At 63.6% G+C, this 24102-nt stretch carries 25 protein-coding genes; 11 read left to right on the forward strand and 14 right to left on the reverse strand.

The window, feature by feature from the left end; all coding sequences use genetic code 11:
- Positions 1-149: 149 nt before the first annotated feature.
- From K4A76_RS13270 to K4A76_RS13300, 7 genes are all read left to right on the forward strand, one after another.
- On the forward strand, positions 150-596 hold the full coding sequence (locus tag K4A76_RS13270; protein WP_274410443.1) for a PAS domain-containing protein: 447 nt from the start codon (positions 150-152) through the stop codon (positions 594-596).
- 100 nt (positions 597-696) lie between these two features.
- Positions 697-1119 (forward strand): nuclear transport factor 2 family protein, encoded by a 423-nt coding sequence (locus K4A76_RS13275; protein ID WP_274410444.1) that lies wholly within the window; start codon positions 697-699, stop codon positions 1117-1119.
- Positions 1116-1868, forward strand: a complete 753-nt coding sequence (locus K4A76_RS13280; RefSeq protein WP_182389320.1) for an SDR family NAD(P)-dependent oxidoreductase — start codon at positions 1116-1118, stop codon at positions 1866-1868. Before K4A76_RS13275 ends, K4A76_RS13280 begins: the two co-directional genes overlap by 4 nt.
- 3 nt (positions 1869-1871) lie before the next feature.
- Positions 1872-3119, forward strand: coding sequence for an NAD(P)/FAD-dependent oxidoreductase (locus K4A76_RS13285; RefSeq protein WP_274410446.1), 1248 nt, complete (start codon positions 1872-1874; stop codon positions 3117-3119).
- Positions 3116-3925 (forward strand): DUF1365 domain-containing protein, encoded by an 810-nt coding sequence (locus tag K4A76_RS13290; RefSeq protein ID WP_274410447.1) that lies wholly within the window; start codon positions 3116-3118, stop codon positions 3923-3925. The genes K4A76_RS13285 and K4A76_RS13290 overlap by 4 nt, the downstream gene beginning before the upstream one ends.
- Positions 3900-5162, forward strand: coding sequence for an SAM-dependent methyltransferase (locus tag K4A76_RS13295; RefSeq protein ID WP_029887146.1), 1263 nt, complete (start codon positions 3900-3902; stop codon positions 5160-5162). The genes K4A76_RS13290 and K4A76_RS13295 overlap by 26 nt, the downstream gene beginning before the upstream one ends.
- Positions 5162-5650 carry a DUF2878 domain-containing protein gene (locus K4A76_RS13300; protein ID WP_274412294.1) on the forward strand — a complete coding sequence of 163 codons (489 nt, stop codon included), beginning with the start codon at positions 5162-5164 and terminating at the stop codon, positions 5648-5650. The genes K4A76_RS13295 and K4A76_RS13300 overlap by 1 nt, the downstream gene beginning before the upstream one ends.
- Here K4A76_RS13300 and K4A76_RS13305 read toward each other — a convergent pair.
- The 12 genes from K4A76_RS13305 to K4A76_RS13360 all read right to left on the reverse strand — a co-directional run bounded on the left by K4A76_RS13305 (position 5591) and on the right by K4A76_RS13360 (position 15038).
- Entirely contained in the window at positions 5591-5770 is a 180-nt protein-coding gene (locus tag K4A76_RS13305) for a DUF2256 domain-containing protein (RefSeq protein ID WP_274410448.1), read from the reverse strand. The two genes, K4A76_RS13300 and K4A76_RS13305, sit on opposite strands and share 60 nt — an antisense overlap.
- Complete coding sequence (locus K4A76_RS13310) at positions 5767-7293, reverse strand: cryptochrome/photolyase family protein (protein WP_236185096.1); 1527 nt, start codon at positions 7291-7293, stop codon at positions 5767-5769. Before K4A76_RS13310 ends, K4A76_RS13305 begins: the two co-directional genes overlap by 4 nt.
- A gap of 8 nt (positions 7294-7301) precedes the next feature.
- The gene (locus K4A76_RS13315; RefSeq protein WP_054912788.1) at positions 7302-7607 is read right to left on the reverse strand and encodes a DUF6482 family protein; all 306 of its coding nucleotides are present in this window, start codon (positions 7605-7607) and stop codon (positions 7302-7304) included.
- The gene (locus K4A76_RS13320; protein WP_029887143.1) at positions 7604-8146 is read right to left on the reverse strand and encodes a DUF3833 domain-containing protein; all 543 of its coding nucleotides are present in this window, start codon (positions 8144-8146) and stop codon (positions 7604-7606) included. The genes K4A76_RS13315 and K4A76_RS13320 overlap by 4 nt, the downstream gene beginning before the upstream one ends.
- Position 8147: 1 nt before the next feature.
- Positions 8148-8690, reverse strand: a complete 543-nt coding sequence (locus tag K4A76_RS13325; RefSeq protein WP_274410449.1) for a chalcone isomerase family protein — start codon at positions 8688-8690, stop codon at positions 8148-8150.
- An 83-nt stretch (positions 8691-8773) separates the two neighbouring features.
- Positions 8774-10138, reverse strand: coding sequence for a sensor histidine kinase (locus tag K4A76_RS13330; protein WP_274410450.1), 1365 nt, complete (start codon positions 10136-10138; stop codon positions 8774-8776).
- A complete protein-coding gene (locus tag K4A76_RS13335; RefSeq protein ID WP_009685546.1) occupies positions 10135-10797 on the reverse strand; it encodes a response regulator in 663 nt (220 codons plus the stop codon). The genes K4A76_RS13330 and K4A76_RS13335 overlap by 4 nt, the downstream gene beginning before the upstream one ends.
- Before the next feature lie 2 nt (positions 10798-10799).
- Positions 10800-11441 carry a hypothetical protein gene (locus K4A76_RS13340; protein ID WP_029887140.1) on the reverse strand — a complete coding sequence of 214 codons (642 nt, stop codon included), beginning with the start codon at positions 11439-11441 and terminating at the stop codon, positions 10800-10802.
- Positions 11438-12244, reverse strand: a complete 807-nt coding sequence (locus tag K4A76_RS13345; protein ID WP_054912784.1) for an SDR family oxidoreductase — start codon at positions 12242-12244, stop codon at positions 11438-11440. The genes K4A76_RS13340 and K4A76_RS13345 overlap by 4 nt, the downstream gene beginning before the upstream one ends.
- Positions 12231-12911, reverse strand: coding sequence for a TenA family transcriptional regulator (locus K4A76_RS13350; protein ID WP_029887138.1), 681 nt, complete (start codon positions 12909-12911; stop codon positions 12231-12233). The genes K4A76_RS13345 and K4A76_RS13350 overlap by 14 nt, the downstream gene beginning before the upstream one ends.
- Positions 12912-12919: 8 nt before the next feature.
- The gene (locus K4A76_RS13355) at positions 12920-14371 is read right to left on the reverse strand and encodes an AMP-binding protein (RefSeq protein ID WP_274410451.1); all 1452 of its coding nucleotides are present in this window, start codon (positions 14369-14371) and stop codon (positions 12920-12922) included.
- Complete coding sequence (locus tag K4A76_RS13360) at positions 14361-15038, reverse strand: thermostable hemolysin (protein WP_125854253.1); 678 nt, start codon at positions 15036-15038, stop codon at positions 14361-14363. Before K4A76_RS13360 ends, K4A76_RS13355 begins: the two co-directional genes overlap by 11 nt.
- Before the next feature lie 168 nt (positions 15039-15206).
- Here K4A76_RS13360 and K4A76_RS13365 point away from each other — a divergent pair, with 168 nt between their 5' ends.
- Both K4A76_RS13365 and K4A76_RS13370 read left to right on the forward strand, forming a co-directional pair.
- Entirely contained in the window at positions 15207-16262 is a 1056-nt protein-coding gene (locus K4A76_RS13365; RefSeq protein WP_144188517.1) for a HEAT repeat domain-containing protein, read from the forward strand.
- A 78-nt stretch (positions 16263-16340) separates the two neighbouring features.
- Positions 16341-17957 (forward strand): ATP-binding protein, encoded by a 1617-nt coding sequence (locus K4A76_RS13370; protein ID WP_274410452.1) that lies wholly within the window; start codon positions 16341-16343, stop codon positions 17955-17957.
- A 5-nt stretch (positions 17958-17962) separates the two neighbouring features.
- On the opposite strand, the gene K4A76_RS13375 is transcribed toward K4A76_RS13370, so the two are convergent.
- Positions 17963-20035 (reverse strand): hybrid sensor histidine kinase/response regulator, encoded by a 2073-nt coding sequence (locus K4A76_RS13375; protein ID WP_274410453.1) that lies wholly within the window; start codon positions 20033-20035, stop codon positions 17963-17965.
- A gap of 240 nt (positions 20036-20275) precedes the next feature.
- On the opposite strand from K4A76_RS13375, the gene K4A76_RS13380 reads away from it, so the two are divergent.
- A complete protein-coding gene (locus tag K4A76_RS13380) occupies positions 20276-21082 on the forward strand; it encodes a CSS-motif domain-containing protein (protein ID WP_161892153.1) in 807 nt (268 codons plus the stop codon).
- Between the two features lie 22 nt (positions 21083-21104).
- Here K4A76_RS13380 and hppD read toward each other — a convergent pair whose 3' ends face one another.
- The gene (hppD, locus tag K4A76_RS13385; protein WP_009685557.1) at positions 21105-22181 is read right to left on the reverse strand and encodes a 4-hydroxyphenylpyruvate dioxygenase; all 1077 of its coding nucleotides are present in this window, start codon (positions 22179-22181) and stop codon (positions 21105-21107) included.
- Between the two features lie 311 nt (positions 22182-22492).
- Between hppD and K4A76_RS13390 the strand changes: the two genes are divergently transcribed.
- Complete coding sequence (locus K4A76_RS13390) at positions 22493-24079, forward strand: EAL domain-containing protein (protein ID WP_274410454.1); 1587 nt, start codon at positions 22493-22495, stop codon at positions 24077-24079.
- Positions 24080-24102: the final 23 nt, after the last annotated feature.

The following is a 24102-nucleotide window of genomic DNA, read 5'->3' on the forward strand; positions in this document are numbered from 1 at the left end:
CGGGTCGTCCGGGAAGTGCCCCATTCTAAACCGATACACACCTTCTGCGCAGTGCCGAACTGGGTCATCATGCAGCAAACTGCGCGCGAAGCCCTGCACAGAGGCTACGCTGCGCTTACTGAACATGACATTTGCGTAGGTAGCGCTACATGATCACTGCAAAACTCCTGCAACTGATGGTCGAGCAATCCAACGACGGCATCGTCGTAGCCGAGCAGGAAGGCGAAGACAGCATCCTCATCTATGCCAACACAGCTTTCGAGCGGCTGACGGGCTACCAGGCCAGGGACATCCTGTACCAGGACTGCCGCTTCTTGCAGGGCGCCGACCATGACCAGGAAGCCGTACAGCGCATCCGCGAGGCGATTCGTGACGGCAAGCCGTGCCGGGAAGTCCTGCGCAACTACCGCAAGGATGGCAGCCCGTTCTGGAACGAATTGTCCATCAGCCCAGTGTTCAACCAGGCGGATCAACTGACCTACTACATCGGCATTCAGCACGATGTGTCCCGGCAGGTAGAGGCCGAGGCTCGGATCAAGGCGCTGGAAGCCGAGGTCGCTGAACTGCGGCAGCAGTTGGCGCAACGCAAAAGCTGAAATAGCTATACAAAAACTTTGACTTGTACAATTTTTGTCGTAGGCTTCGAGTATACCTGTACAACAATCGGGTGTTGTACAGGATTGTCCGGAGCCGAGCATGTCCGCTTACCTGCAGCAGTTCGCCGAACGTTTTGCCCACCTTGACGTGGACAGCCTCGATTCACTGAACACCCTGTACAGCGAAGACGTTGTCTTCCGCGACCCCCTGCATCAAATTCACGGGCTCGACGCCCTGCAGGCCTATTTCGCCCAGTTGTACGCCAATGCCCGCGATATCCGCTATGCCTTCGCCGCGGCGGACGAGGTGCTACCTGGCCAGGGTTACCTGCGCTGGACCCTCGAGTTTCGTCACCCACGGCTGGCACGGGGGGCACCGATAACGGTACAAGGCTGCAGTTTTCTGCAGTGGCGTGAACGCGTCCATTTTCACCAGGATTTCTTCGACGCCGGCGCCCTGTTGTATGAGCACGTTCCACTGATGGGCGGGGCCATTCGCTGGCTCAAAGGCAGGCTGGCATGAGCCGCTGCTGGTTGACAGGCGCTAGCAGCGGCCTTGGCGCAGCCCTTGCGCAAGCGCTGCTGGAACAAGGGCACCAGGTCGCGTTGGGTGGCCGTCGCAGCCAGGCACTGCTGCCGTTGGCCGAGCGGTATCCGGGGCAGGTGCTGTTGGCCGAGGGCGACATTGCCGACGCTGCACAAGTGGCACAGATCGCCGCCCGCATCGAGCAAGCCTGGGGTGGGCTGGACATGGCGGTCTTCAATGCAGGCACTTGTGAATACCTGGAGCCCGGCCACTTCGACCCGGCGCTTGTCGAACGCGTGGTACGCACCAACCTGCTGGGCGTGAGCAACTGCCTGGCCGCCGCCCTGCCCTTGCTGCGGGCAGGCGTGCGCCCGCACCTGGTGGTGGTCGGCAGTTCGGTAACCTGGCTGGCCTTGCCCCGTGCCGGAGCCTACGGGGCGTCCAAGGCAGCCGTGCGTTACCTGGTGGAGTCGCAGCGGATCGACCTGGCACGCGAGGGTATCGACGTGACGTTGGTCAGCCCGGGCTTTGTCGATACGCCATTGACCCGCCGCAACGACTTCCCCATGCCGCAACTGTGGTCTGCCGAGCGCGCGGCACAACATATTGCCAAGCGCTTGCCCCGGCGCCCGCTTGAAATCAACTTCCCGAGCCTTTTCACCTGGGGCCTGCGTGTGCTCGGGGCCCTGCCCCCGCGTCTGCGCCTGGCCCTGGGCCTGCGCTTGGCCCGCCACGAACAGGACTGACCCATGCGCATCGCCATCATTGGAAGCGGCATTGCCGGCCTCACCTGTGCCTACCTGCTCTCCCGTCGCCACGCGGTCACGGTGTTCGAAGCCGCGAGCTGGGTCGGCGGCCACACCCACACCGTGGACGTGGACTGGGCAGGCGAGCGCTATGCCATCGATACTGGCTTCATCGTGTTCAACGACTGGACCTACCCGAACTTCATTCGTTTGCTCGATCAACTGGATGTGGGCTCACAACCCACGCAGATGAGCTTCTCCGTAAACGACCCACTCAGCGGCCTGGAATACAACGGTCATAGCCTCGACACCCTGTTCGCACAACGCAGCAACCTGCTGTCACCGGGTTTCTGGGGGATGCTGCGCGAAATCCTGCGCTTCAACCGGCAGGCTATCGCCGACCTGGATGCAGGGCGCATAGACGATCACACCACGCTGGGCAGCTATCTTCAGGCGCAAGGCTACGGGCAACGTTTTGTCGATCACTACGTGGTACCCATGGGCTCGGCGATCTGGTCGATGTCCCGGGCCGACATGCTGGCTTTTCCGTTGCAGTTCTTCGTGCGCTTTTGCCGCAACCACGGCCTGCTGTCGGTCAATCAGCGGCCGCAATGGCGGGTGATAGAAGGTGGTTCGCGCAGCTATATCGGCCCGCTGAGCCGGCGGTTTGCCGAACAGGTACGGCTTGACTGCAAGGTTCACCGGGTCGACCGAGACCAGGATGGGGTGACCCTGCACAGCGCTGCCGGCACCGAGCGCTTCGACAAGGTGGTATTCGCCTGTCACAGCGACCAGGCCCTTGCCCTGCTGCAGTCACCGAGTACACAGGAGCAGGCAGTACTGGGCGCCATCGGCTACGCCGACAATGATGTGGTGCTGCACACCGACACCCGCCTGCTGCCCCGCCGGCGCAAAGCCTGGGCCAGTTGGAACTACCGCCTGGCCGGCGACGGTCAGGCACCGGCCGCGCTGACCTACAACATGAATATCCTGCAAGGCCTGCAGGCGCCGGTAACGTTCTGCGTGAGCCTGAACCAGACCGCCCTGATCGACCCCGCCCAGATCATCGCCCGCTTCAGTTACGCCCACCCGCAATACAGCTTGGCGGCGCTGGCCGCACAGGCCCGGCATGCGCAGCTGCAAGGCGGTCAGCACAGCTATTTCTGCGGGGCCTACTGGGGCAACGGCTTTCACGAGGACGGCGTCACCAGCGCGCTGCAGGTGGCCAGCCATTTCGGGGAACAGCTATGAACAGCGGTCTGTGCCTGGGCTGGCTCAGCCACCGGCGCCTGAGCCCGCGGCCGCACGCCTTCCGCTACCGGGTCGGCATGTTCTACCTGGACCTGGACGAGCAAGCCTGGCTGATGACCCTGTCGCGCTGGTTAAGGCGCTCGCGCCTGGCGCCGCTGAGCTTCCGTGAAACCGATTACCTGCCGGCCTTTACCGGCCAAGGGCAATCGCTGGCCGGCGCCGCGCGGCGGTTGGTGGGCCGGGCCACGGGCCAGGTGCCGGAAGGGCCGGTACGCCTGCTGACCCAGCTGCGCTGCTGGGGACTGGCGTTCAACCCGGTGAGTTTCTACTTCTGCCACGACCGCGATGGGCACCTGGCGGCAATCCTGCTGGAAGTACGCAACACCCCTTGGCGAGAGCGCTTCCACTATGTGCTGCCCGTGCAGGGCGGGCTGGCGCAGCCGTTCGCGGTGAACAAGGCCTTTCACGTGTCGCCGTTCATGCCGCTGGACATGGACTACCGCTTGCGCTTCCACCTTGACGAGAGCCGGGTGCGCATCCACATGGAAAACTGGCAAAGCGGCCACAAGGTCTTCGAAGCCGACCTGGCACTACGGCGCCAACCCTTGGACCGCCCCGCCTTGCACCGCTACATCCTGGCCTTCCCCTGGATGAGCCTGCGCACCCTGACGGGCATCTACTGGCAAGCCCTGCGCCTGTTCTGCAAGCGCACGCCTATTCACGACCACACCGCCAGCCAGGCTGACCTGGCACTTGGCCAACCTTGCGAGGACTCCGATCATGTCCAATCCCACCCTGAGCGTTAGCAAGTCAGCAGGCATCGCCCCTTGGTTGGGCGCGTTGGCGCGCAACGCTGTGCTGGCACAGCTGGGCAAGTTGCGCCATGGCCACCTGCGTGTGCTCTGCCATGGGCAACAATGGGCCTTCGGTGATGCCGCCAGTGCCTTGCAGGCGGAGGTGGAAATTCTCGATGATGCTGCCTGGAACCTGCTGGCGAGCAATGGTTCGATCGGTGCCGGTGAAGGCTATATCCATGGTTACTGGCGCAGCCCGGACCTGGCCCTGGTCACGCGGTTGTTCGTCGCCAACCTCGAGGTGCTCGACGCCCTGGAAGGGGGCCTGGCGCGGTTGGGCCGGCCCGCCCTGCGCCTGCTGCACCGGCTCAACCGCAACAGCAAGCGCGGTGCGCGACGCAACATACTGGCCCACTATGACTTGGGCAACGCACTGTTCGAACAGCTGCTGGACCCGACCATGATGTACTCGGCTGCCCAGTTCGAGCACCCCGACCAACCCCTTGAACAGGCCCAGCTTCGCAAGCTGCAACGTATCTGCGAAAAGCTTGAACTGGGTCCGGAAGACCACCTGCTGGAGATCGGCACTGGCTGGGGCAGCCTTGCCATCCATGCGGCCAGCCATCATGGTTGTCGGGTCACCACCACCACCCTGTCACAGGCCCAGTACAGCCATACCCTGCAACGGGTCAAAGACCTGGGGCTGGAGCGGCAGATCACGGTGCTGCAGGAGGACTATCGCGACCTGCGCGGGACATTCGACAAACTGGTGTCGATCGAGATGATCGAGGCTGTAGGCCACCGCTACCTGCCCACGTACTTCCGCCAGTGTGGAGCGTTGCTCAAGCCCGATGGCCTGATGCTGATCCAGGCGATCACCATTCGCGACCAGCGCTATGCTCAGGCACGGCGCTCGGTGGACTTCATCCAGCGCTATATTTTCCCCGGCGGCGCCCTGCCCTCGCTCAGCGTGCTGGTCGATACGGCCAGCCGCCAGACCGCGCTCAACCTGGTTCACATGGAGGATTTCGGTGTCGACTACGCCCTGACGCTGCGGCACTGGCACGACAACCTGAAGCAGTCGCGCGCCGCGCTCGCGGCGTTGGGTTATGACGAGACGTTCCAGCGCCTGTGGGAGTTTTATCTGTGCTACTGCCAGGGCGGCTTCGAAGAGCGTGCCATTGGCGTGGCGCAGCTGTTGTGGGCGGCGCCGAACGCGCGTCGCGCGCCACTGCCTGTACCAGCGTGATGGTTACCCGCGGCCAGATTGCCAATGCGCTGTGGCTGCAATTGGGCTGGTGGTTGTGCATATGGGGTGCCAGCACACCTTGGGTGCTGGTGCTGATACCTGTGGGCCTGGCGCTACACCTGTGGACATGCACACAGCCGCGGGCAGAAGCATGGGCGCTGTTACGCGTAACCATGGTTGGCTGCCTGCTGGACAGCCTGCTTGGCAGCTTAGGCGTATTTGATTTTCATGCCTGGCCGTTACCCTTGTGGCTGGCATCGATGTGGTTGGTGCTGGCCAGCGGTTTGCGCCATAGCCTGGCCTGGGCTGGTCGGCCGTTTTTGCGCGGCGCCGTGGTCGGCGCGGTTGCCGGCCCCCTGGCGTATCTGGGCGGCGCCAGGCTGGCCGATGTCGCGCTGCCCCTGGGGCCTTTGGCAACCACCCTGGTTCTAGTGCCGATCTGGGCCTTGGCCCTGCCCTTGCTGGTGCGCCTGGCTGCGTGGCGCTGAGCGGCGACAGCGCTCGGAACAATAACGCACCTCGTCCCAGCAACGCGCCCAGCGCTTACGCCAGGTGAATGGCCGGCCACACACCACGCACATCTTGCTTGGCAGGTTTTGCTTCTTCACAGCGGCCTGCCTGCATCCAGCTCGGCGAGCAACTGCTCGCCACGTTGCCACACACCATCACGGCGCGCGGCAGCCATGCGGTCGAGGTTGCGGTACACCATTGCCAGGCGCGGGTTGGCTGACAGGCGTTGACGGTGGCGGATAAGAAAATGCCAGTACAGCGCATTGAACGGGCAGGCATCGGCTTCCACCACCTTGTCTACCCGATAGCTGCAGGCCTTGCAGTGGTCGGACATCCGCTGGATGTAGCGCCCACTGGCGCAATACGGTTTGGAGCCCAGGTAGCCACCGTCGGCATGCATCACCATGCCAAGCGTGTTGGGCAGTTCGACCCAGTCGAATGCGTCGATGTAAACCGCCAGGTACCATTCACAGATGGCGGCAGGCGCGATGCCTGCCAACAGCGCAAAGTTGCCGGTCACCATCAGCCGCTGCACGTGGTGCGCGTACCCAAGCCGCAGCGTTTGCCCTATCGCTTGCGCCATGCAGCGCATGCGGGTGTTGCCGGTCCAGTAGAACTCGGGCAAGGCGCGGGCGTTGCCGAAGTGGTTCAATGTGGCGTAGTCGGGCATGCGCAGCCAATACACACCGCGGACATATTCACGCCAACCGATCAGTTGGCGGATGAAACCTTCGGCGGCGTTGAGCGGCACCCTGCCTTCGCGCCAGGCCTGTTGCACGTCTTCGCACAACTGCCGCACATCGAGCAAGCCTATGTTCAGGGCCGCGCTGATGCGTGAATGGAAAAGATACGGCTCACCTTCGGCCATGGCGTCCTGGTAGTCACCGAATGCCGCCAGACCGAAGTCGAGAAAGTGCTGCCACAGCTCAAGCGCCTGCTGCTGGGTGACGGGGTACTCGAACCCGTCTATCTCGCCGTAGTGGTCGCCGAAGCGCTGGCGTACCAGCGCCATCACCGCCAGGGTAATGGCATCGGGCGTAAAGCGCGCCGCGAACGGAGCGCCCAGGTTGCGAGGCAGTGGTTTACGGTTTTCACTGTCGAAGTTCCAGGTGCCCCCGGCAGGGCTGCCATCGGGCTCCAGCAGCAGGCCGCACCGCTTGCGCATACCGCGATAGAAATGCTCCATGCGCAACTGCCGGCGACCCTCTGCCCAGCGCGCGAAGGCTTCACGCGAGCACAGAAAGCGGGTGTCGCGGTGCCACGTCAAGGGCAGCCCGGACTCGCGCAACGCGTGCTCGAGCCGCCACTCGCCACATTCGGTCAGGTCGATCTGCGCCGCGCCAAGCCGTTCGCGCCAGCGGCGCAGCTCACCGACGATGGTGCCGCTATTGTCGCTGTCATCGATAGGAACGTAGTGCACTTGCCAGCCGCGCTCGCGCAGCGCCTGGGCAAAGTGGCGCATGGCACTGAAAATGAGCACGATCTTTTGCGGGTGATGGGGCACATAGCGCGCCTCGCCCTCCACCTCTGCCATCAGGATAGCGTCCTGGGCAGGGTCCAGTGCCTTCAGGCTTGGCAGCTCCAGCGATAACTGGTCACCCAGCACCAGGCCCAGGCGCACGGGGCGACCTACCACTGGCTGGCCAGGGTAATCGGCACGCGCAACGGTGCAATGGGGCCGTCACGTTGCCCGCACATCTCATCATGCACCGACTGCTGCACCAGCACGCATGGCACCTCGGCCATGTCAGCCAGCAAATCGCGCAGTTCAGTAGTGGAGCGAAGGCGCACAGGCTGCCCCTGCGCATCGCTCAGGGTAACCGGGCCGGTTGCGGTAATTGCACGCAAAACGTAGAAGCCGCCTTCCAGCGACAGCACTTCAAGCTCTTCGATTTCGCCAGCATCCACGTGCTGGGCCAATGCATTCAGGTTCATGGCGTAGCCTCCGGCAGGCGGCGGAAGAACAGCGTGATCTGGCCGATCTCCACACCTAGTTTGCTCATGCTCGAGCGGTTGATCAGCGTGTCGTCATCCATCAGGTACATCCAGTCGTCCAGGTCCACCTCCCAGTGCTTGCCGTCCACCGGCAAGTCCAGCCGGTAGCGCCAGCGCAGCGCATTGCCCGCCACTTCGCCACGGGCCTCGCCGATCACGTCGCCGGCCGTGCCCCGCCAGCGCCCAGGCCCGTCCGGCACCAAGGTCCAAGTGCGCTGTTGGCGCGTGCCGTCGCTGTACACGAAGTGCTCGTCGAGGATCAGCCGCTCACCTTCCCGGCGGCTGTCGATGCGCACATGAAACCGCTTGACCACCTCGCCGGAACGCTTCTGGAACATGCCCCAGGCCTGAACCGGCCGGGAGAAGAACGCCGCCAGGTCGAGCTTGGGTTGCTCACCGGCATAATGCTCGACCCCCACGTTGCCGCAACTGCCCAACAGCAGGCAGCCAACCAGTAACAGCGCTTTGCCAACGTTCATGTCACGGCTCTCCATCGGTGCCGGCCAGCCCAAGCAAGCGCTGCCGTAATTGTGGGTCCCTGGCATTCGGGCCAAGCCAGATGGCGAAGAATGCCCGGGCAAAGACAGGGTCGGTTATTTCGCGGGTGAGGTTGCCGTCAACGTAAAAACGGCAGCCTTGGCTCGGCAGGTAAACACCTGTGATGCGCATGCCAGGGCGTACGTCGACGAATGCCTGTTCCAGCAGCCCGGTCAGTTGCGCGCTGCGTTGTGCCGTCATGCCGCCCCCGTCGAGCCTGCGCATTTCTGCAAGGCTGGCTTCGACCAAGGTGTCTCTGGACAGCGAGCGGTGGTAACGCAGCTCCAGCGCGAACGGCTCATCCCAGCGCTGCACGGGGCCGGCCGCCCACAGCCGCGCACTGTACAAACGCAGGCCCCACCAGCTGAAATCGCCTTCACCCAGCCGTTGTGCGGCCGGCACATCCGCACGCCAATCCGCCACAGCCGCCGTGGCCAGGGCGGTCAGCAACAGACACAGGGATGTGAATCGGGCTGGGACTGCCATGCTGGCCTCGGCTGCCAGGACTAATATTGTACAAACATAGCATCTTGTACAGATTTGTCACCCGCAATGTACAGCTTTTTGCATCAGTTCAAAGGCAGCCGCAGGGTTGCCGCCAAGCCACCGCTCGGTCGGTTCTCAAGGTGAACATGCCCGCCCAGGCGGTCAATGATGGTGGCGACAATGGACAGCCCCAGCCCGGCACCGTTGGGGCTGTTACGGCTGTAGAAGCGCTCGAACACGCGCGCTATGTCAGCCGGCTCGATACCTGGCCCTTCATCCTCCACGATCAGCTCGAAACGGTTTTCCAGGCGCCTGAGCAGTACGCTGATGCGCCCTCCCGGGGGCGAATGCTCGACGGCGTTGGAAACCAGGTTCTGGAACGCGATGGTCAACGCACCGGCGTCGATGCCCAGGTGGTGATCACCCTCACCAATATCCAGTGATGGCTCCAGGCCGCGGTCGAGTATCCAGGGAGTCAGCTCGGCCATGGTGTCGGTGACCACCTCACCCAGGTCGACCTTGACCGCGGCGTGCTGGCCCAGGCGCGGCTCGACACGGGCCAGGGTCAGCAACTGGTTGACCACCCGGGTCAGCCGGTCCACACCGCCAATCAGAAAGCCCAGCGCCTTGCGCCGTTCGGCCTCACTCGCGGCCTCGAGTGCGTTCTGGGCATGCAGGCGCAACACCGCCAGCGGCGTGCGCATTTCATGGGCGGCGTCGGCAATGAAGCGGTGTTCGCGCCGCAACATGTCTTCGATCTGCGCCAGCAGGCGGTTGATGGCCGCTTGCATGGGTTCCAGCTCCGAGGGCAATGGCGCCAGGCGCAAGGGTTCGAGTGAATCGGCGTGGCGTGCGCGAATGACCGTGGCCATGTTCTGCAAGGGGCGCAGCCCCCAGCCGATCGCGACCCAGACCAGCAACACCAGGGCCAGGCTGCCGAGCAGGAAGGGGAACAAGGTATGGCGCACGATCCGGTCGATCAGGTCGTAGCGCACATCATCACGTTCACCCACCCAGATGACCCAGTGCTTTTCCGGCACCGGTAACACGAAGCCGCGCCATTGCCGGTCACCACTGGAAAAGTCGTAGAACCCAGGTTCGGACGGCGGCAGCGACAACTGCGGGGCACTGGGTGTATGCACCAGCAACACGCCCCCCTCACCCCATACCTGGAATGCCAGCTTGCTTTCGTAGGGGTGGCCAACCCGGTGGTGGCCGGCCTGGGCCAAGGCGTCGTTGAACGCCTGGTACATGGCCTCGCGCGAGCCGCCCTGGACCGGCAGGCTCATGACCCCCTGCAGCAGGCGGGCATTCTGCGCCAGGTGGGCGTCGTACACTTCGTTGATTTCATGGCGACTGTCATGATAGTTGTACAGCGTCAGCAGGCCTGTCCCCAACAGCAACAGCAGCATGACCCGCCATAACGTCCTTCGCCGCAACGAGGTCATGCCTTGCCCTCGACCAGGTAGCCAATGCCCCGCACCGTGCGGATCAGGCCGTTGTTGAGCTTTTTTCGCAGGTGGTAGATGTGCACTTCCAGGGTATTGCTCTCGGGTTCTTCATCCCAGCCATACAGCAGCTGTGTCAGGCGTTCGCGGGTGAACACCTTGCCCGGCTGCGCCAGCAATTCATGTAGCAAGCGGTACTCCTTGGGGGTCAGTATCACTTCCAGCCCTTGGTAATGTACCTGCTGGGTAGCGGGGTCGAGCATGACCCCGGCATGCTCGATCAATACCTTGGCACGCCCGGCGCTGCGCCTGAGCAAAGCTCGCAAGCGGGCCTTCAGCTCGTTGAGGTCGAACGGCTTGACCAGGTAGTCGTCAGCGCCGGCATCCAGCCCGGCGATGCGATCATCCAGGGCGTCCCGCGCGGTGAGGATCAGTACCGGCAAGCTATTGCCAGCGCCTCTCACGCGCCTTAGCACCTCGATGCCATCCAGGCGCGGCAAGCCCAGGTCCAGGATGGCCAGGTCGAATGTTTCATGCAGCAGCGCGTGCACGCCATTCTGGCCGTCGCGCAACCAGTCGAGCGTATAACCCTCCTGGCGCAAGCCATCGCAGATCCCCTCCCCCAGTGCGGTATCGTCCTCAACCAGCAGTAGCCGCATGTTCAGTCCTGTTTGTCCTTGATTGCCTTGAGTAAAGCCGCGATATCCGCCCGCCGGCCCTGGTCCGCCAGTTCACGCCCCGGCCGCGGCGGCGCCTGCATGGCCTTGTGCAAGGCAGCAGTGGCTTCAGCGTAGCGCTTTTGCCGGTACAAGTGGTCGGCCCAGAAATAGTTGCTGTCGATGCCGTTGGGGTTGATCTTCAGGGCTTCGCGCAACAGCTGGTCCGCCTTGTCGCCGTCACCGAACCCTATCGGCCAGCCCGGCACCTGGTCGTAAAGCGTGCCAAGGCTGGTATAGGCCGAGCCTTGCAGGGCATCAGGGTCCAGCTTCATGGCCTGCTCCAGGCTGGCCTTGGCTGACTTGACCTTGCCCAGCGCACCAAGCCCGCCCACGGCGCCAGCCCAGCTGCTGTTGATGATGCCTTCCCAGATCAGCGGCTCGGGGGTGCCGGGGTGCTGCCTGACGAATGCCGCCGCCTCACCGGACAACTTCTCGAAAGCATCCGCGCGCTGGGCCTTGGGCGTCTGATACTGGATTTGTGCCCAACGCTGTTGCAGCGCGCTGAGCTGCTGGTTTCCGGCTGGGTCCAGTGCCCAGGTGAACGGGGTGAACGCCAGCAGGCTGACGAAGGCCAGTCGCTTCATTTGCTCGACTCCTTGATATGGCCGCCAATGTAGCGGCGAATGACAGGCAATTGCTTGCGCAGGGCACGGTCGACCACCCCTGGCAACATGCCGTTGATGCGTACGAAAAGCTTTTCCGGCCACCCCAGGTACAGCTCGCTGCGCTCCGACTGGACGGCCACGAGCACGGCGCGGGCGACATCGGCCGGGTCGTCCATGCCGACCTTCAGCGCCTGGTTGAGCGCGGTGGCGGCGCTGCTGTTCATGGTGGTGCGGGTGGCCCGCGGGGCGGCATACAGCACATTCACCGTGGTATCGGCCAACTCACGGCGCAACGCCTCGGAGAAACCGCGCAGGGCGAACTTGCTGGCACAGTAGGTGGCGTAGCCGGGGTAGCCGATCGAGCCGTAAGTGGAACCGACATTCACCACCAGCGCCTTGGGTTGCTCGCGCAGCAGGGGCAGGCAGGCACGGGTCAGCTGCAGGGGCGCCTTGATGTTGATGTCGAGCAATTCATCCAGCGCGTACTCGTCCAACTGGTCCAGCAAGGCAAAACGGTTTACACCGGCGGCATTGATCAGCACATTGACCCCGCCCATTTCACGGGCGCGGCTGACCACCTGTTCACGCCCGGTCGGCGTACGCAGGTCGGCCGTTTGCCAACGCAGGCGCTCAGGGTAGCGGTTCATCAGACCCGCCAGCTTGCCCATGTGCCGGCTTACCGCCAGGACCCGGGCACCGGCTGCACACAATTGCTCGGCCAGTTCCAGGCCGATGCCGCCACTGGCCCCGGTCAGAACCACCACCGACTCATGCAAGCGCATGCTGCACCTCGGCATGCTCAGTGCGTGGCAAACCTTCGAACATGGCGGTATACAGCTGGTACACCACCTTGGCGGCGTGCAGCACCGCCTGCTGGTCGGCCACGTCGTCCAGCCGGTCCATCAGGCTTTTGTAGGTGACCATGTGGTCCTGGTCCAGCGCGCCGTGGGAACTGAGGTAGCTGAAGGCCTGGTTGGGCAACCCGAGGGTGCTCTGGATCGCCCCGGCAGCATGGGTGGCCAGGGCGATGCTGGTGCCCTCCAGCACGTTGACCATGCCGAACAACCCCACCGGGTTGCCCCGTGCGATAAGGTCGTACAGATAGGCAACCATCAACTCGATGGGCAAGGCAGGCCGGCCGTCGCGTACCGCCTCCCAGTCACCGCCACAGGCCTTGATATCGTTGAGGATCCACTGCTCGTGGCCGTACTCCTCCTGGATGTACTCGCACACCGCGCCGCGCAACCACTCCAGCCGCGCCGGCAGCCGCGCGCCGCACGCCATCATCAGCGGTACGGTATGGCGAACGTGGTAATAGGCCTGGGTGAGGAAGGCGATGTAGCTGGCCCGGCTGACCTGGCCGGCCAGCGCCTCGCGAATGACCGGCACCGCGAACAAAGCCTGACGTTCGTGGCTGGTTTGCAGCTGCAGGGTGTCGAAAAATGACATGGTAGACCTCATGACGGAATGTCGGACAACAAGGATTGATAACGCTGCAGGATCGCCTCACGGCGTGGGCGGCCATTGGCGGTCAGGGTGTGCTCGGCGACCGAGAATGGCGCTGGCAAACGCCGCCAGGCATGCACCCTGGCGTAGTCGGGCAAACTGGCATTACTGTGCTGCACGGCCTGCTCGATAGCCGCGTCCGGGGTGCCCGGGGCGAGCGGCCAGAGCAAGGCCACGTTGCGCGGCATGCCCTCGCCATGAACGAACGCCTGGGCGATCACCCCGCTCTGGGTCAGCTCGGCTTCTACCCATTCAGGGTTGACGTTGCGCCCGAAGCTGGTGATGAACTGGTGTTTCTTGCGCCCGTTCAGGTGCAGGTAGCCTTCATCATCGAAAAAGCCCAGGTCGCCGGTGGCCCACCACGCGGTTTGGCTGGGCGTGTCGCCCAGATAGCCAAGCAGCAGGGTCCCGGCAACCAGCACCTCACCGTCTTCGGCGATACGCACCTGCACATGCGGCAATGGCCGGCCGACACTGCCCGGGCGCACCGCACCGGGGCGGTTCAGCGCCACCACAGAGGCACATTCCGACAGCCCGTAGCCCTCGAATACCGGCAAGCCTACGGCCTCGGCCCGCGCCAGCAGGCTGGGCGCCACACGGGCGCCACCCACCGCAACGAAACGCAGCATGCCAACCCCCATCAGCCCGCGCTCGATTGCCGTGACCAGCCCCAGCAGCAGTTGAGGAACCAGAATCAGGCTTTGTGCGCCGCTCAACGCGATGGCCCCGAGCAGCCGCTTGAAATCGACCTGGCTGCCCCCCCCCATGCCCAACTGGGCCTGTGGGTACAGCATGACACTGGCCCCTGCCAGCAAGGCGGCGTAAACGCCCAGGTTCTCCAGCAACACGCCCAGCGGAAGCACAGCGAGGTAGCGCCGAGGCTGCGTAGGCCGGCTGGCCTGTTCCAGTTCGTGTGCGACCCGCAACATGGCCTGCGCGCTCAGGCACACGCCTTTGGGGTTGCCGGTACTGCCAGAGGTGTAGGTGACCTTGGCGGTGCCTTCAGGCAGGGCCACCGCAGGCAGCGCTGGCCGCGACCAGAAGCCGTGCTGGTCGACGAAACCCAGCCGCCCGAGCAAGCTCTCCCAGGCGGGCGGGCCGAGCACCAGGCTGGCGCCGCTCTGTTGCAGGCAATGCTCCAACTGGGTTGGGCTGAAGAAGGTGGGCACCGTCACGCAGGCGCGCCCCGAGACCAGCGCGGCCAGGTCCCACAACAGCAGTTCGGGACCGTTATCCAGCCCCAGCACCAGCACACCGGCCTGACGCTGGCGCAGGGCCTCGGCACGCTGTAGCACCTCGGCAAGCAACTGCTTGTAGGTGTAGCGTGCACTGGCCCCTTCCAGCGCGGGCGCATCACCATGGGCCAGCAATGCCTGCCAGAAACGTTCAAGTTCAAGCGGCATGGCCGGTCTCCTCGTCCAGCACCGGAAAGCCCAGGCGGCGAAACACACCAGCGCTACGCAGCAAGTCGAAGCCTTGGCCGATTTCGCCCGCGTACACCTGCGGATGCTGGGCGTAATAGCTGCCCCATTGCGCAACGGGCTCGTCCAGGCGTGCCGGGTCGGCCTGCGCCAGCACGGTAGGTGCCAGGCCCAGGCGCTGGAAACTGTTGATCAAGGTGGAGGCACCGGTGAACGCCACCCACTTCAGCCCGCGGGTGGCAAGCAGCCAGGTCACGGCGGTGATCATGATGCGTGCGCTGCCGGCGCTCAGCGACGCCAGGTTGCCGACCTCGACCATGCACTCGCGCGCAACGGGCAGGCTGGTCAGTCGCGAAATCGCCGTTTCCAGGGGGACGTCCAGGTAATGCTCGAGAAACAACGGCCCACTGCTGGCCGGGCGCAGACCCGCCGCCGCAATCAAGTGCCCATGGCTATCCCGCAATGCCAACAATTCGGGCAAGTAGTGGTGCACATCAGCGTGGTGAACTTCAGCGAAACAGCGATGAATGAAGTGCTCGAGTTCTTCCCGGTCAGGGTCGCCCGGCAGGTGCAGGGACAAACAGCCGTGATGCGCTGCATGGGTGCCTATCGGCAGTGGGAGCAGGCTGCTCCACAGGGTATGGGTCATGGGACTCCCCCCTAATGAATGGGTTGAGCGAAGTATCAGTGACGAATCTGAAGGGAATCTGAAGCTGGCTGAACAAACGCCGGGAAACCGAAGGGGCGATAGCCAAGCCGTTGCTTTTATCTATCGCCTGGCCCAAGCTCAGCCCTTCTTGCCGCCATGGACCCCACGATGCCCAGACGCAACCGCTACCTGATCGCCGTGCTGCTGTTGATCCTGGTATCGGCGCTGTTCGGGTACCTGTGGCGCGATACCCCGCCAGCCCAGCCGGCCTTGCCGGCGCATAGCTATGCCAAGGCCCTGCGCCAGGCCCACGACGGTCGGCCTGGCGCTGCCAGGGTGCTTTACCAGCAGTTGCAACGCACCGACTTGCCCGCCATCCGGCGCGCAGCCCTGTACGCCGAGCTGCCCAACTACCCTTCGCCACTGGCCTTGAAAATCGCCCGGCAAGACCTGGAACACGCCGAGCCACTGGTGCGCCGTGCCGCCATCGCAGGTATCCGCCGGCTGCTGCCTGCCGCGCAGCGCAGCCTGGTGCTTGGCCCGCTGCTGGACGATGACGACCAAAGCGTGCGCTTCGCTGCCGTGGACGCCTTGCTTGGCCTTTCCCCGGATGACATAGGCCTGTATTTCGGCCCGCTGCAGGCGGCCCTGGAGCAATACCAGCAAGCGCTGGCGCAACAACCCGAGGAAGCAGACGCGCAAGTGCACCTGGCGCGCTTGTACATGCACGAAAATGACTACACCCAAGCTGCGGTAGCCCTGCAACGTGCATTGACCGTCGCCCCAGGCAACCTCGACGCACTAGCCACCCAGGTGCGCCTGCTGGAACGTCAAGGCCAGCACGATGCCTCACGCCAGGTGCTCGGCAAGGCATTGGCCCTCAGCCCGGACTCGGCCTTCCTGCAATACCAGCTGGGGCGCTGGCTGATCCGCCACCAGCAACGTGAGTACGCCTTGCTGGCACTGTCCCGCGCGGTTGAACTGGACCCGGACAACGTCGATTACCGCTATACCCTGGCGGTGACCCTGCATGCGCTGGAGCAAGTTGATGCGGCGCAGAAGCAGCTGGAAACCGTGCTCAGCCAGCAACCGGCCAACCGTCGCGCGCGGGTGTTGCTGATCCAGTACTGGAAAGAATCCGGCCAACTTCAGAACGTGCAGGTGCTGCTGGCCGAGCTGGAGCAGCAAAACCCGGATGACCCCGCCCTGCAGCAAGGCCTCTAGGCCTGCCTGAAACCTGTTGAACCCTGAGCCTGTGCCCAGGGTCCAGTGGTTATCAGGCCACTCTGCAGGAGAATTGCCTTGGCCAGTTCGTTGGCGCTGGATGAACGTGCGTTGATCCTCGCCCCACCGCCGTTGGCGGCGCAAACCTCGCACCTGCTGTCGGCGGCCGGCATCGATTGCCTGTGTGCCACCGACCTGGGGCACCTGCATGCGCGCCTGGCAGAAGGCGCCGGCCTGGCGATCATCGCCGAGCAGGTGTTCAACGCAGGCCCTAGTGCCCTGCTGCAGGCCTTTATCGACCAGCAACCGCACTGGTCGGATCTGCCCATCGTGCTGGTGACCCAGGGTGCATGGTCGGCCAGCCGCGTGCACAATCACCCGGTCGGCAACCTTACCCTGCTGGTGCCCCCTTTCGGCGACGACCAACTGCTGCACATGACCCAGTCCGCGCTGCGCCACAGGCGTCGGCAATACCTGACCCGCGACCAGCTTAAAAACCTGCAGCAGCGGCTGGATAACGGGCTCGCCCAGCCTGATGAGCCGACGGAGCGCTACGCCCAGGCCCGCTTCCAGGCGCGCAAGATGGAAGCTATCGGCCAACTCGCTGGCGGCGTGGCCCACGATTTCAACAACCTGCTCACAAGTATTGGCGGCAGTCTCGAGCTGATCGACCGGCGCCTCAAGCAAGGCCGCGCCGACGGCCTGGACAGTGTGTTGCGCCTGGGCCGCGAAGCGGTGTCACGCGCCGCCCGCCTGACCCACCGTCTACTGGCCTTCTCATGCAGGCAGTCGTTGCACAGCCGATGCGTCAACCTGCACACCCTGTTGCAGACCAAGCAGCTGAAGGCTCAACTCAAGCCTGGGATAAAGCTGCAGGTGAGCATCGCCAAAGGCCTGTGGAACGCGGAAGCTGACGACCGGCAATTGCGCGAGGCCCTAGACAATCTGATCCTCAATGCCTGTGAAGCCATGCCCAGCGGTGGCCTGCTGCGGATCGAGGCAACCAACCAGCATATCTACAGCAGCCCCATGGCCGACGGCCCCCTGACCGCCGGCGATTACCTGCGCCTGAGCGTGATCGATAACGGCCAGGGCATGGCGCCAAGCACACTGGAGCACGCATTCGAACCCTTCTTCAGCACCAAAGCGACCAGCCAAGGCATCGGCCTGGGCTTGTCGATGGTGTACGGGTTCAGCAAGCAATCCCATGGCCATGTCACCCTGCACAGCCAAATTGGCAAGGGCACGCGGGTAGACCTGTACCTGCCGCGTCACATCGACCAGGCACCCTCGCCCGCCCAACCGTTGGTACCTGCGCAAGCCACACACGGCCACCGGGTGCTGTTGGTCGAGGACGACCTGCATGTTCGCGAACTGCTGTGCCAGGCCCTGCGTGACAATGGCTTCACGTGCCTGAGTGCGGCCAACGCCGAGGAGGGGCTTGAGGTGCTACGCGCCTCGCAACCCATCGACCTGCTGATCAGCGACGTAGGTTTACCCGGCATGAACGGTCGGCAACTGGCGGAGATTGCACGTAGCTTGCGCCCCCGGTTACCGGTGCTGTTCATTACCGGCTATGCGGAAACCGCGATGGCGCGCGAGGGCTTTCTAGGGTGCGATATGCACCTGATCTGCAAGCCATTCGAACTGCGACAGCTGCAGGAACAGGTGACCATGATCCTTGGCCAACCCTGAGGGGCTCACTGTTCGAGCATGCGCAACGCCTGGTCTGCCAGGTCTGCCAGCGAAAACGGCTTGTTCATCAACGCTGTGCCAGGCTGTTCGAGCAACTGGGGCTCCACCGGTTGCCCCGCATAGCCCGTAATGAACAGGATGTTCTGCTGCGGCAGTTGCATGCGCATGGCCTTGGCCACCTGGCGCCCGCTGAAGCCGCCCGGCAAACCGATATCGGTGATCACCAGGTCGAACGGACCGTCATGGCGAAACCGCTCCAATGCGGTATTGGCGTCGCTTGCGTCAACCACCTGGAAACCGCGCTCAACCAGGTATTCACGCATCACCGCGCGCAGATTGAGTTCGTCATCCACCAGCAGCAGCCGCTCACCCTGGGCCATGCGTTGCGTCCTTTGCACCGGTTTGCACTCATCAGGAAGCGGCTCGAACGTTCTGGGGAACAACATCGACACCTTGGTCCCCTGGTTCGGCGCAGACTCGATCCACGCATAGCCCCCCGACTGGCCGACAAAACCGTAGACCATCGACAGCCCCAGGCCGGAGCCACGGCCGATGGGCTTGGTGGTGAAAAAAGGCTCGAACGCCTTGGCGATTTCCGCAGCCGACATACCGTGGCCATCGTCCTCCACATGCAAGGCCACATAGTCACCCGGCGGCAGCCCGTTCTCGTCCGGGAACGCCGCGATCAAGCGTTCGTTGACGCTGCGGATCGTGACATTGCCCCGCTCCAGGCACGCCTCGCGGGCGTTGGTACACAGGTTGATCAATGCATTTTCGAGCTGGGTGACATCCAGGTTGACCACCCACGGGGCGACGTCCAGTTGCCAGTGCAAGCACAACTCCGGACCCAAGGTCCTGCGCAACAACGGCTCGCACAGGCGCAACTGCCGGTTGAAGTCCAGCGGCTTTGGCGCCAAGGGTTGGTGGCGGGAAAAGGCCAGCAAACGGTGGGTCAGCTCCATGGCCCGCATCACCGAATCGCGGGCAACATCCACATAAGCACCGATCCGCTCCGGGCGCCCCTCCTGGAGGCGGCGCTGGAGCAGCTCAAGGCTACCGCCGATACCAGAAAGCAGGTTATTCAACTCATGGCCCATGCCCCCGGCCAGTTGCCCCACGACTTCCATCCGTTCAGTGTTGCGCATCAGCGCTTCGGACTGGCGCGCCGCCTCCTCGCGGTCCTCGCTGATATCCTGGCCGACTACGGTGAGCAAGCGCCCATCGAAGCGCGCGCTCCAGCGGAAGGTATGGTAATGCCCATCGCGGTGCCGCAAGCGGGTCTCGATCGGGTCTGCGCTGCTGGCCTGCAGTAACGCCGACACCACCACCTGCACCTCGGTCCGATCTGCCGGGTGCACCAGTTCCAGTACCGACACCCCCTGGATCTGCTGTTCGTCCCAACCCAGCACCCGGTGCCAGGCGGGGTTGGCGGCATGCACCTTCAGCTCCGGGGTAACCCTCATCATCGCATCGCGTGACATCTGCCAGATCTGCTCGCGCTCCAGCACATGCCGCTCGATCTGCTGCTCGAAGCCTTGCGCCTGCTCGCGCCAATGCCGGTGTGCCTCGACGCTGGCAGTGGTCTCGATCACCGTGTGCAGAAAGCCCGCGACATTGCCTTGCTCATCGTGCAGGGGCGCGTAGCCGAATGCGCACCAGAGGGGCTCGCCGCACGGGTCACTGCCGATGCGCAAGGGAGGGTCCTCGACAAAGTTCGACTGCCCTTCCAGGGCCTTGAAAACCCACGGCCCCACTGTCGGCCAGATTTCGCGCCACAGCGTGTCGAACGCCTGGCCGAGCCCATCCGCAGCGCCGCCGCGCAATGCACGGTAGGCATCATTGTGCACCACCGTCAGGTCTGGCCCCCAGACCACGGCACAGGGGAACGGCGACAGGTGCATCATATCCACCGCGATGCGCAACGGAGCCGGCCAGCGCGGCAGCGGCCCTAGGGAGGTGCGGCTCCAGTCCAGCTGCACGATCCGGTCGTCAACCGGCCTGCGGGCTGCGGTAGCAGGCGGGTGAAGGCGGATCTGTGGCTCAAGGCCAAGTGATGATTTTTTGGCGACCAATGTCATGGCTCCAGCATGGCCAAGGGGGCTGCGGGTAATGCTATTGAAGTTAGCACAGCACGTTCGGCCCACCATGGCGGAGTTCGAGGTGCTGGCCCGGCTGGCAGGCCGATAGGGCTTACGCAGATTTGCGCAATTACTGTCACGCGCGCTTTCTTCGGCCTACAGCCGAACGACCATCGAAGACCTAGGCTTTGGGCTCGGCTGTTCAACTGGAACAGCGTTGCAGCGGAGCGCAATAGGTCTATGTCGTACATCGTCAACGCCGGGCGTAGCATGCTGGAGTTGCTGTTGCTCATCGTGGTGGGGCTGGTACCCGTGGTATCTGGGTTGCTGGTGATGATCCTGCAACTGCAAACGAAACTTGCGGAGAATGCGGCTGTTTCCGTGAAGGAAGCGGTTTACAGTGTCGATCAGGCATTCAACCGCATGCAGGAAACCGCGTTGCGTTCACTACCGCTGGCCGGGCAGCCTTGTGCCAGCGCCCTTAACACCTTGCAGGATCATGTCACCAGCCTGTCCATGCTCAGGTCCCTCACGCTGGTAGAGGGCGAGCAGGCCTATTGCAGTACCACGCCGGACCCGCTGGAGGATTTGACCGCATTTGCCACGTCTGGCCGCCAGGTCGAGATTTCCTATGGGCTCGCCGACACCCGCCGCAAACTGCTGGTGAACCTGTATACGGCCGACAATAATCAGGGTGTCATTGTGACGGCGTATGCCTCGCAGCTTCGCAGCGAGCTGGACGCTTTCCAGGACGGGTTGACGCTGCTGCTGGAATTCGACGACCGCTACCTGTGGAGTGGCGGCGACAGCCGCGCCGGCGCCCGCCCCTCGCAGGACGAGTTTTCGACCAGCATGCTTTCGCAGAAATACGGCTACCGGGTCGTAGGCGGCTATGCCGAAGGTTTCACCGCGCGGGAGATTCGCCAGTCGATGCGCCAGACCCTGCCCTCCTTGCTGCTGGTGGGGGTTCTGACCGCCTCGGTGGTTTTCCTGGCGCTGATGAAAGGGCGCGCGAACAGGCGTAGCCGCGCCGCCGAAGGGACATGACGGCGGCGCCACTACCAGCGTGTCAGTCGGTGCTCAGCACGCCGCGACGCACCTGGTCACGCTCGATGGATTCGAACAGGGCCTTGAAGTTGCCTTCACCAAACCCGTCGTCGCCTTTACGCTGGATGAACTCGAAGAACACCGGCCCGAGCAGGGTTTCCGAGAATATCTGCAGCAGCAGGCGCTTGTCTTCCGGCTGCGAGGCGCCATCGAGCAGGATACCCCGCGCCTGCAACTGATCGACCGGCTCGCCATGGCCGGGCAGGCGCTCTTCGAGCATTTCGTAATAGGTTTGCGGCGGCGCCGTCATGAAGCGCATGCCGAACCCCTTCAGCGCGTCCCAGGTCTTGAGCAGGTCATCGGTCAGGAAGGCAACGTGCTGGATGCCCTCACCGTTGAACTGCATCAGGAACTCCTCGATCTGCCCGGCACCTTTCGACGACTCTTCGTTGAGCGGAATGCGGATCATGCCATCCGGGGCGGTCATCGCCTTGGAGGTCAGGCCGGTGTACTCACCCTTGATGTCGAAGTAGCGGATTTCACGGAAGTTGAACAGCTTCTCGTAGAAGCCCGCCCAGTAGGCCATGCGCCCACGGTAAACGTTGTGGGTGAGGTGGTCGATGACCTTGAGGCCGGCACCGACCGGATGGCGGTCGACACCCTCGATGAAGTTGAAGTCGATGTCGTAGATCGAGCTGCCTTCCTCGAAACGGTCGATCAGGTACAGCGGCGCACCGCCAATGCCCTTGATCGCCGGCAGGCGCAGTTCCATCGGGCCAGTTTCGATTTCTACCGGCTGCGCGCCCAGCTCCAGCGCACGGGCATAGGCCTCATGGGCATTGCGCACACGGAAGGCCATGCCACATACCGATGGGCCATGCTCCGCGGCAAAATACGACGCGATGCTTTTGGGTTCGTTGTTCAGAATCAGGTTGATGCCACCCTGCCGATACAGGTGCACATTCTTGGAACGGTGGGTCGCGACCTTGGTGAAGCCCAGCATCTGGAATACCGGCTCCAGAACGCCAGGGGCCGGGGCCGCCAGTTCGATGAATTCGAAGCCCATCAGGCCCATTGGATTTTCGAAGATATCAGCCATGTTCGTGTCCTCATCTGCAGCTAAAAATTAATCATTGCGTGGGATGCGGAACAGAAATGGCGGGGCGCACGGGATACCTCGCACGCTGCGGGCGAGGAAGTCACCTATGATCAGCTTGAACCCATGGTATGTCATATGGACCCATTCTCGGCGGGCTTGATCCTTCGGCACTGAAGGACCTTATTGTTTTATTCGTAAACCGATTCTACATTGCGTAAATGCCTTTGTCGCGTTTTTGTTAAGGCCCCTGCCCGACTAACGGCTATTCTCTGTTAACCCTTCAGCGTAGCCTTTCAACGTAGCCACCCAGCATGCCCCTTACAGCCAAACACCGCAGCGCCTTCAGTTGGCGCACCCTGTTACCGCTGGTGGTCGGTATGGTGCCGGTAGTGAGCGGCCTGGCGATCATGCACTGGCAGATCGAACGGGAAATGAAGGCCAGCAGCCACACCACCACGCAGCAGGTGCTCGGCCATATCGAACATATCCTCGACAACCTGTCGAGCGCCGCCGACAGCTTGCTGGCGCACACCGATGTCCCCTGCGAGCAAGCCCAGTTGCTGCTACGCACCCAAGTCACGCGCAACGCCTTCGTGCGCTCCACCAACCTGTTCAGGCACAACAGCATTTTTTGCACGTCGCTGTTCGGCGCATTCGATGAGCCAGTCAACCCCGCCGACTATGTCGATGGCAAACTGTGGCTGATGGATGGCAACTCGGTCACCCCCGGCCACCCACTGTTGGTGTACAGGGCCAGCCAAGGGGACCACGGTGCGATCAGCACGGTCGACGGCGATCACCTGCTGACGGCGCTGCGCCTGATAGGCGCCGACGAAGCACTGTATATCCGCGTCGGCGACGCCTGGATGGGCAAGGACGGCATCGTGCACCATGGCCAGCCGCCGGCCGCTGATCACGCCAATGTGCTGCTGGCCTCCACGCGTTATCCGCTGAGCGTACAGGGCGGGTACAGCGCCGCCGATCAAAGCCGCCTGTGGCGCAGCCATTACCCTGCCCTGCTCGCCATGCTGCTGGTGCTGGGCGTGATCGCCGGCCTGGTATGCCACTGGCAGGTGCGCCGCGCCAACTCACCCCGCGCCGAGCTGAGGCGGGCGCTGGAGGCCGACGAATTCCTGCCGTACTTCCAGCCGGTGGTACGCAAGGGTGATTACCGCTGGGCCGGCGTCGAAGTGTTGATGCGCTGGAACCACCCTCAAGAGGGGCTGGTACGCCCAGACCTGTTCATCCCCTACGCAGAGCACAGCGGGCAGATCGTGGCCATGACCCGGGCACTGATGATGCACACTGCGCAAGCCCTGGCGCCCCATGCAACGCTGCTGGAGGACGGCTTCCACGTCGGCATCAACATCACGGCCGACCACTGCCGCGACCTGACTTTGCTGGAGGACTGCCGCACGTTCCTGCAGCACTTTCCCCCAGGCCGGGTGGTGCTGACCCTGGAGCTGACCGAGCGCAAGCTCATCGAACCCACGCCCGTGGCGCTTGAGCTGTTCGAAAAGCTCGATGCCATGGGGGTGAAGATCGCACTGGACGACTTTGGTACCGGCCAGTCCAGCCTCAACTACCTGCTTCAGTTCAAGGTCGATTACCTGAAGATCGACCAGCGCTTCGTGGCCATGATCGGTGCCGATGCGCTGTCGGTGCATATCCTGGAAACCATCATCGAATTGTCAGCCAAACTGGGCCTGGGCATTGTCGCCGAAGGCGTGGAAACCGAAACCCAGCGCGATTACCTGGCTAGCCATGGCGTGGACTATCAGCAAGGCTACCTGTTCGCCAGGCCCATGCCTGCACAGCAGTTTCTCGAAGCGCTGGCCACCCGCCCCGGCGCCCCGCGGTTGCCGCAAGCCGCGCCCCCTGAGATCATTGGCGGCTGACCTAACCGCTCCACTCCTGTATT

The organism is Pseudomonas sp. NEEL19, from assembly GCF_028751975.1.
Lineage (GTDB): Bacteria > Pseudomonadota > Gammaproteobacteria > Pseudomonadales > Pseudomonadaceae > Aquipseudomonas > Aquipseudomonas juntendi.

Excerpts from the sequence above, each read along its gene's own strand:
- K4A76_RS13350 (WP_029887138.1), bottom strand. The coding sequence starts at position 12,911 with ATGTCATTTTTCGACACCCTGCAGCTGCAAACCAGCCACGAACGTCAG.
- K4A76_RS13340 (WP_029887140.1), bottom strand. The coding sequence starts at position 11,441 with ATGAAGCGACTGGCCTTCGTCAGCCTGCTGGCGTTCACCCCGTTCACC.
- K4A76_RS13365 (WP_144188517.1), top strand. The coding sequence starts at position 15,207 with ATGCCCAGACGCAACCGCTACCTGATCGCCGTGCTGCTGTTGATCCTG.
- K4A76_RS13320 (WP_029887143.1), bottom strand. The coding sequence starts at position 8,146 with ATGAACGTTGGCAAAGCGCTGTTACTGGTTGGCTGCCTGCTGTTGGGC.
- K4A76_RS13330 (WP_274410450.1), bottom strand. The coding sequence starts at position 10,138 with ATGACCTCGTTGCGGCGAAGGACGTTATGGCGGGTCATGCTGCTGTTG.
- K4A76_RS13285 (WP_274410446.1), top strand. The coding sequence starts at position 1,872 with ATGCGCATCGCCATCATTGGAAGCGGCATTGCCGGCCTCACCTGTGCC.
- K4A76_RS13270 (WP_274410443.1), top strand. The coding sequence starts at position 150 with ATGATCACTGCAAAACTCCTGCAACTGATGGTCGAGCAATCCAACGAC.
- K4A76_RS13280 (WP_182389320.1), top strand. The coding sequence starts at position 1,116 with ATGAGCCGCTGCTGGTTGACAGGCGCTAGCAGCGGCCTTGGCGCAGCC.
- hppD (WP_009685557.1), bottom strand. The coding sequence starts at position 22,181 with ATGGCTGATATCTTCGAAAATCCAATGGGCCTGATGGGCTTCGAATTC.
- K4A76_RS13335 (WP_009685546.1), bottom strand. The coding sequence starts at position 10,797 with ATGCGGCTACTGCTGGTTGAGGACGATACCGCACTGGGGGAGGGGATC.
- K4A76_RS13390 (WP_274410454.1), top strand. The coding sequence starts at position 22,493 with ATGCCCCTTACAGCCAAACACCGCAGCGCCTTCAGTTGGCGCACCCTG.
- K4A76_RS13300 (WP_274412294.1), top strand. The coding sequence starts at position 5,162 with ATGGTTACCCGCGGCCAGATTGCCAATGCGCTGTGGCTGCAATTGGGC.
- K4A76_RS13345 (WP_054912784.1), bottom strand. The coding sequence starts at position 12,244 with ATGCGCTTGCATGAGTCGGTGGTGGTTCTGACCGGGGCCAGTGGCGGC.
- K4A76_RS13360 (WP_125854253.1), bottom strand. The coding sequence starts at position 15,038 with ATGACCCATACCCTGTGGAGCAGCCTGCTCCCACTGCCGATAGGCACC.
- K4A76_RS13355 (WP_274410451.1), bottom strand. The coding sequence starts at position 14,371 with ATGCCGCTTGAACTTGAACGTTTCTGGCAGGCATTGCTGGCCCATGGT.
- K4A76_RS13290 (WP_274410447.1), top strand. The coding sequence starts at position 3,116 with ATGAACAGCGGTCTGTGCCTGGGCTGGCTCAGCCACCGGCGCCTGAGC.
- K4A76_RS13295 (WP_029887146.1), top strand. The coding sequence starts at position 3,900 with ATGTCCAATCCCACCCTGAGCGTTAGCAAGTCAGCAGGCATCGCCCCT.
- K4A76_RS13380 (WP_161892153.1), top strand. The coding sequence starts at position 20,276 with ATGTCGTACATCGTCAACGCCGGGCGTAGCATGCTGGAGTTGCTGTTG.
- K4A76_RS13275 (WP_274410444.1), top strand. The coding sequence starts at position 697 with ATGTCCGCTTACCTGCAGCAGTTCGCCGAACGTTTTGCCCACCTTGAC.
- K4A76_RS13315 (WP_054912788.1), bottom strand. The coding sequence starts at position 7,607 with ATGAACCTGAATGCATTGGCCCAGCACGTGGATGCTGGCGAAATCGAA.
- K4A76_RS13325 (WP_274410449.1), bottom strand. The coding sequence starts at position 8,690 with ATGGCAGTCCCAGCCCGATTCACATCCCTGTGTCTGTTGCTGACCGCC.
- K4A76_RS13375 (WP_274410453.1), bottom strand. The coding sequence starts at position 20,035 with ATGACATTGGTCGCCAAAAAATCATCACTTGGCCTTGAGCCACAGATC.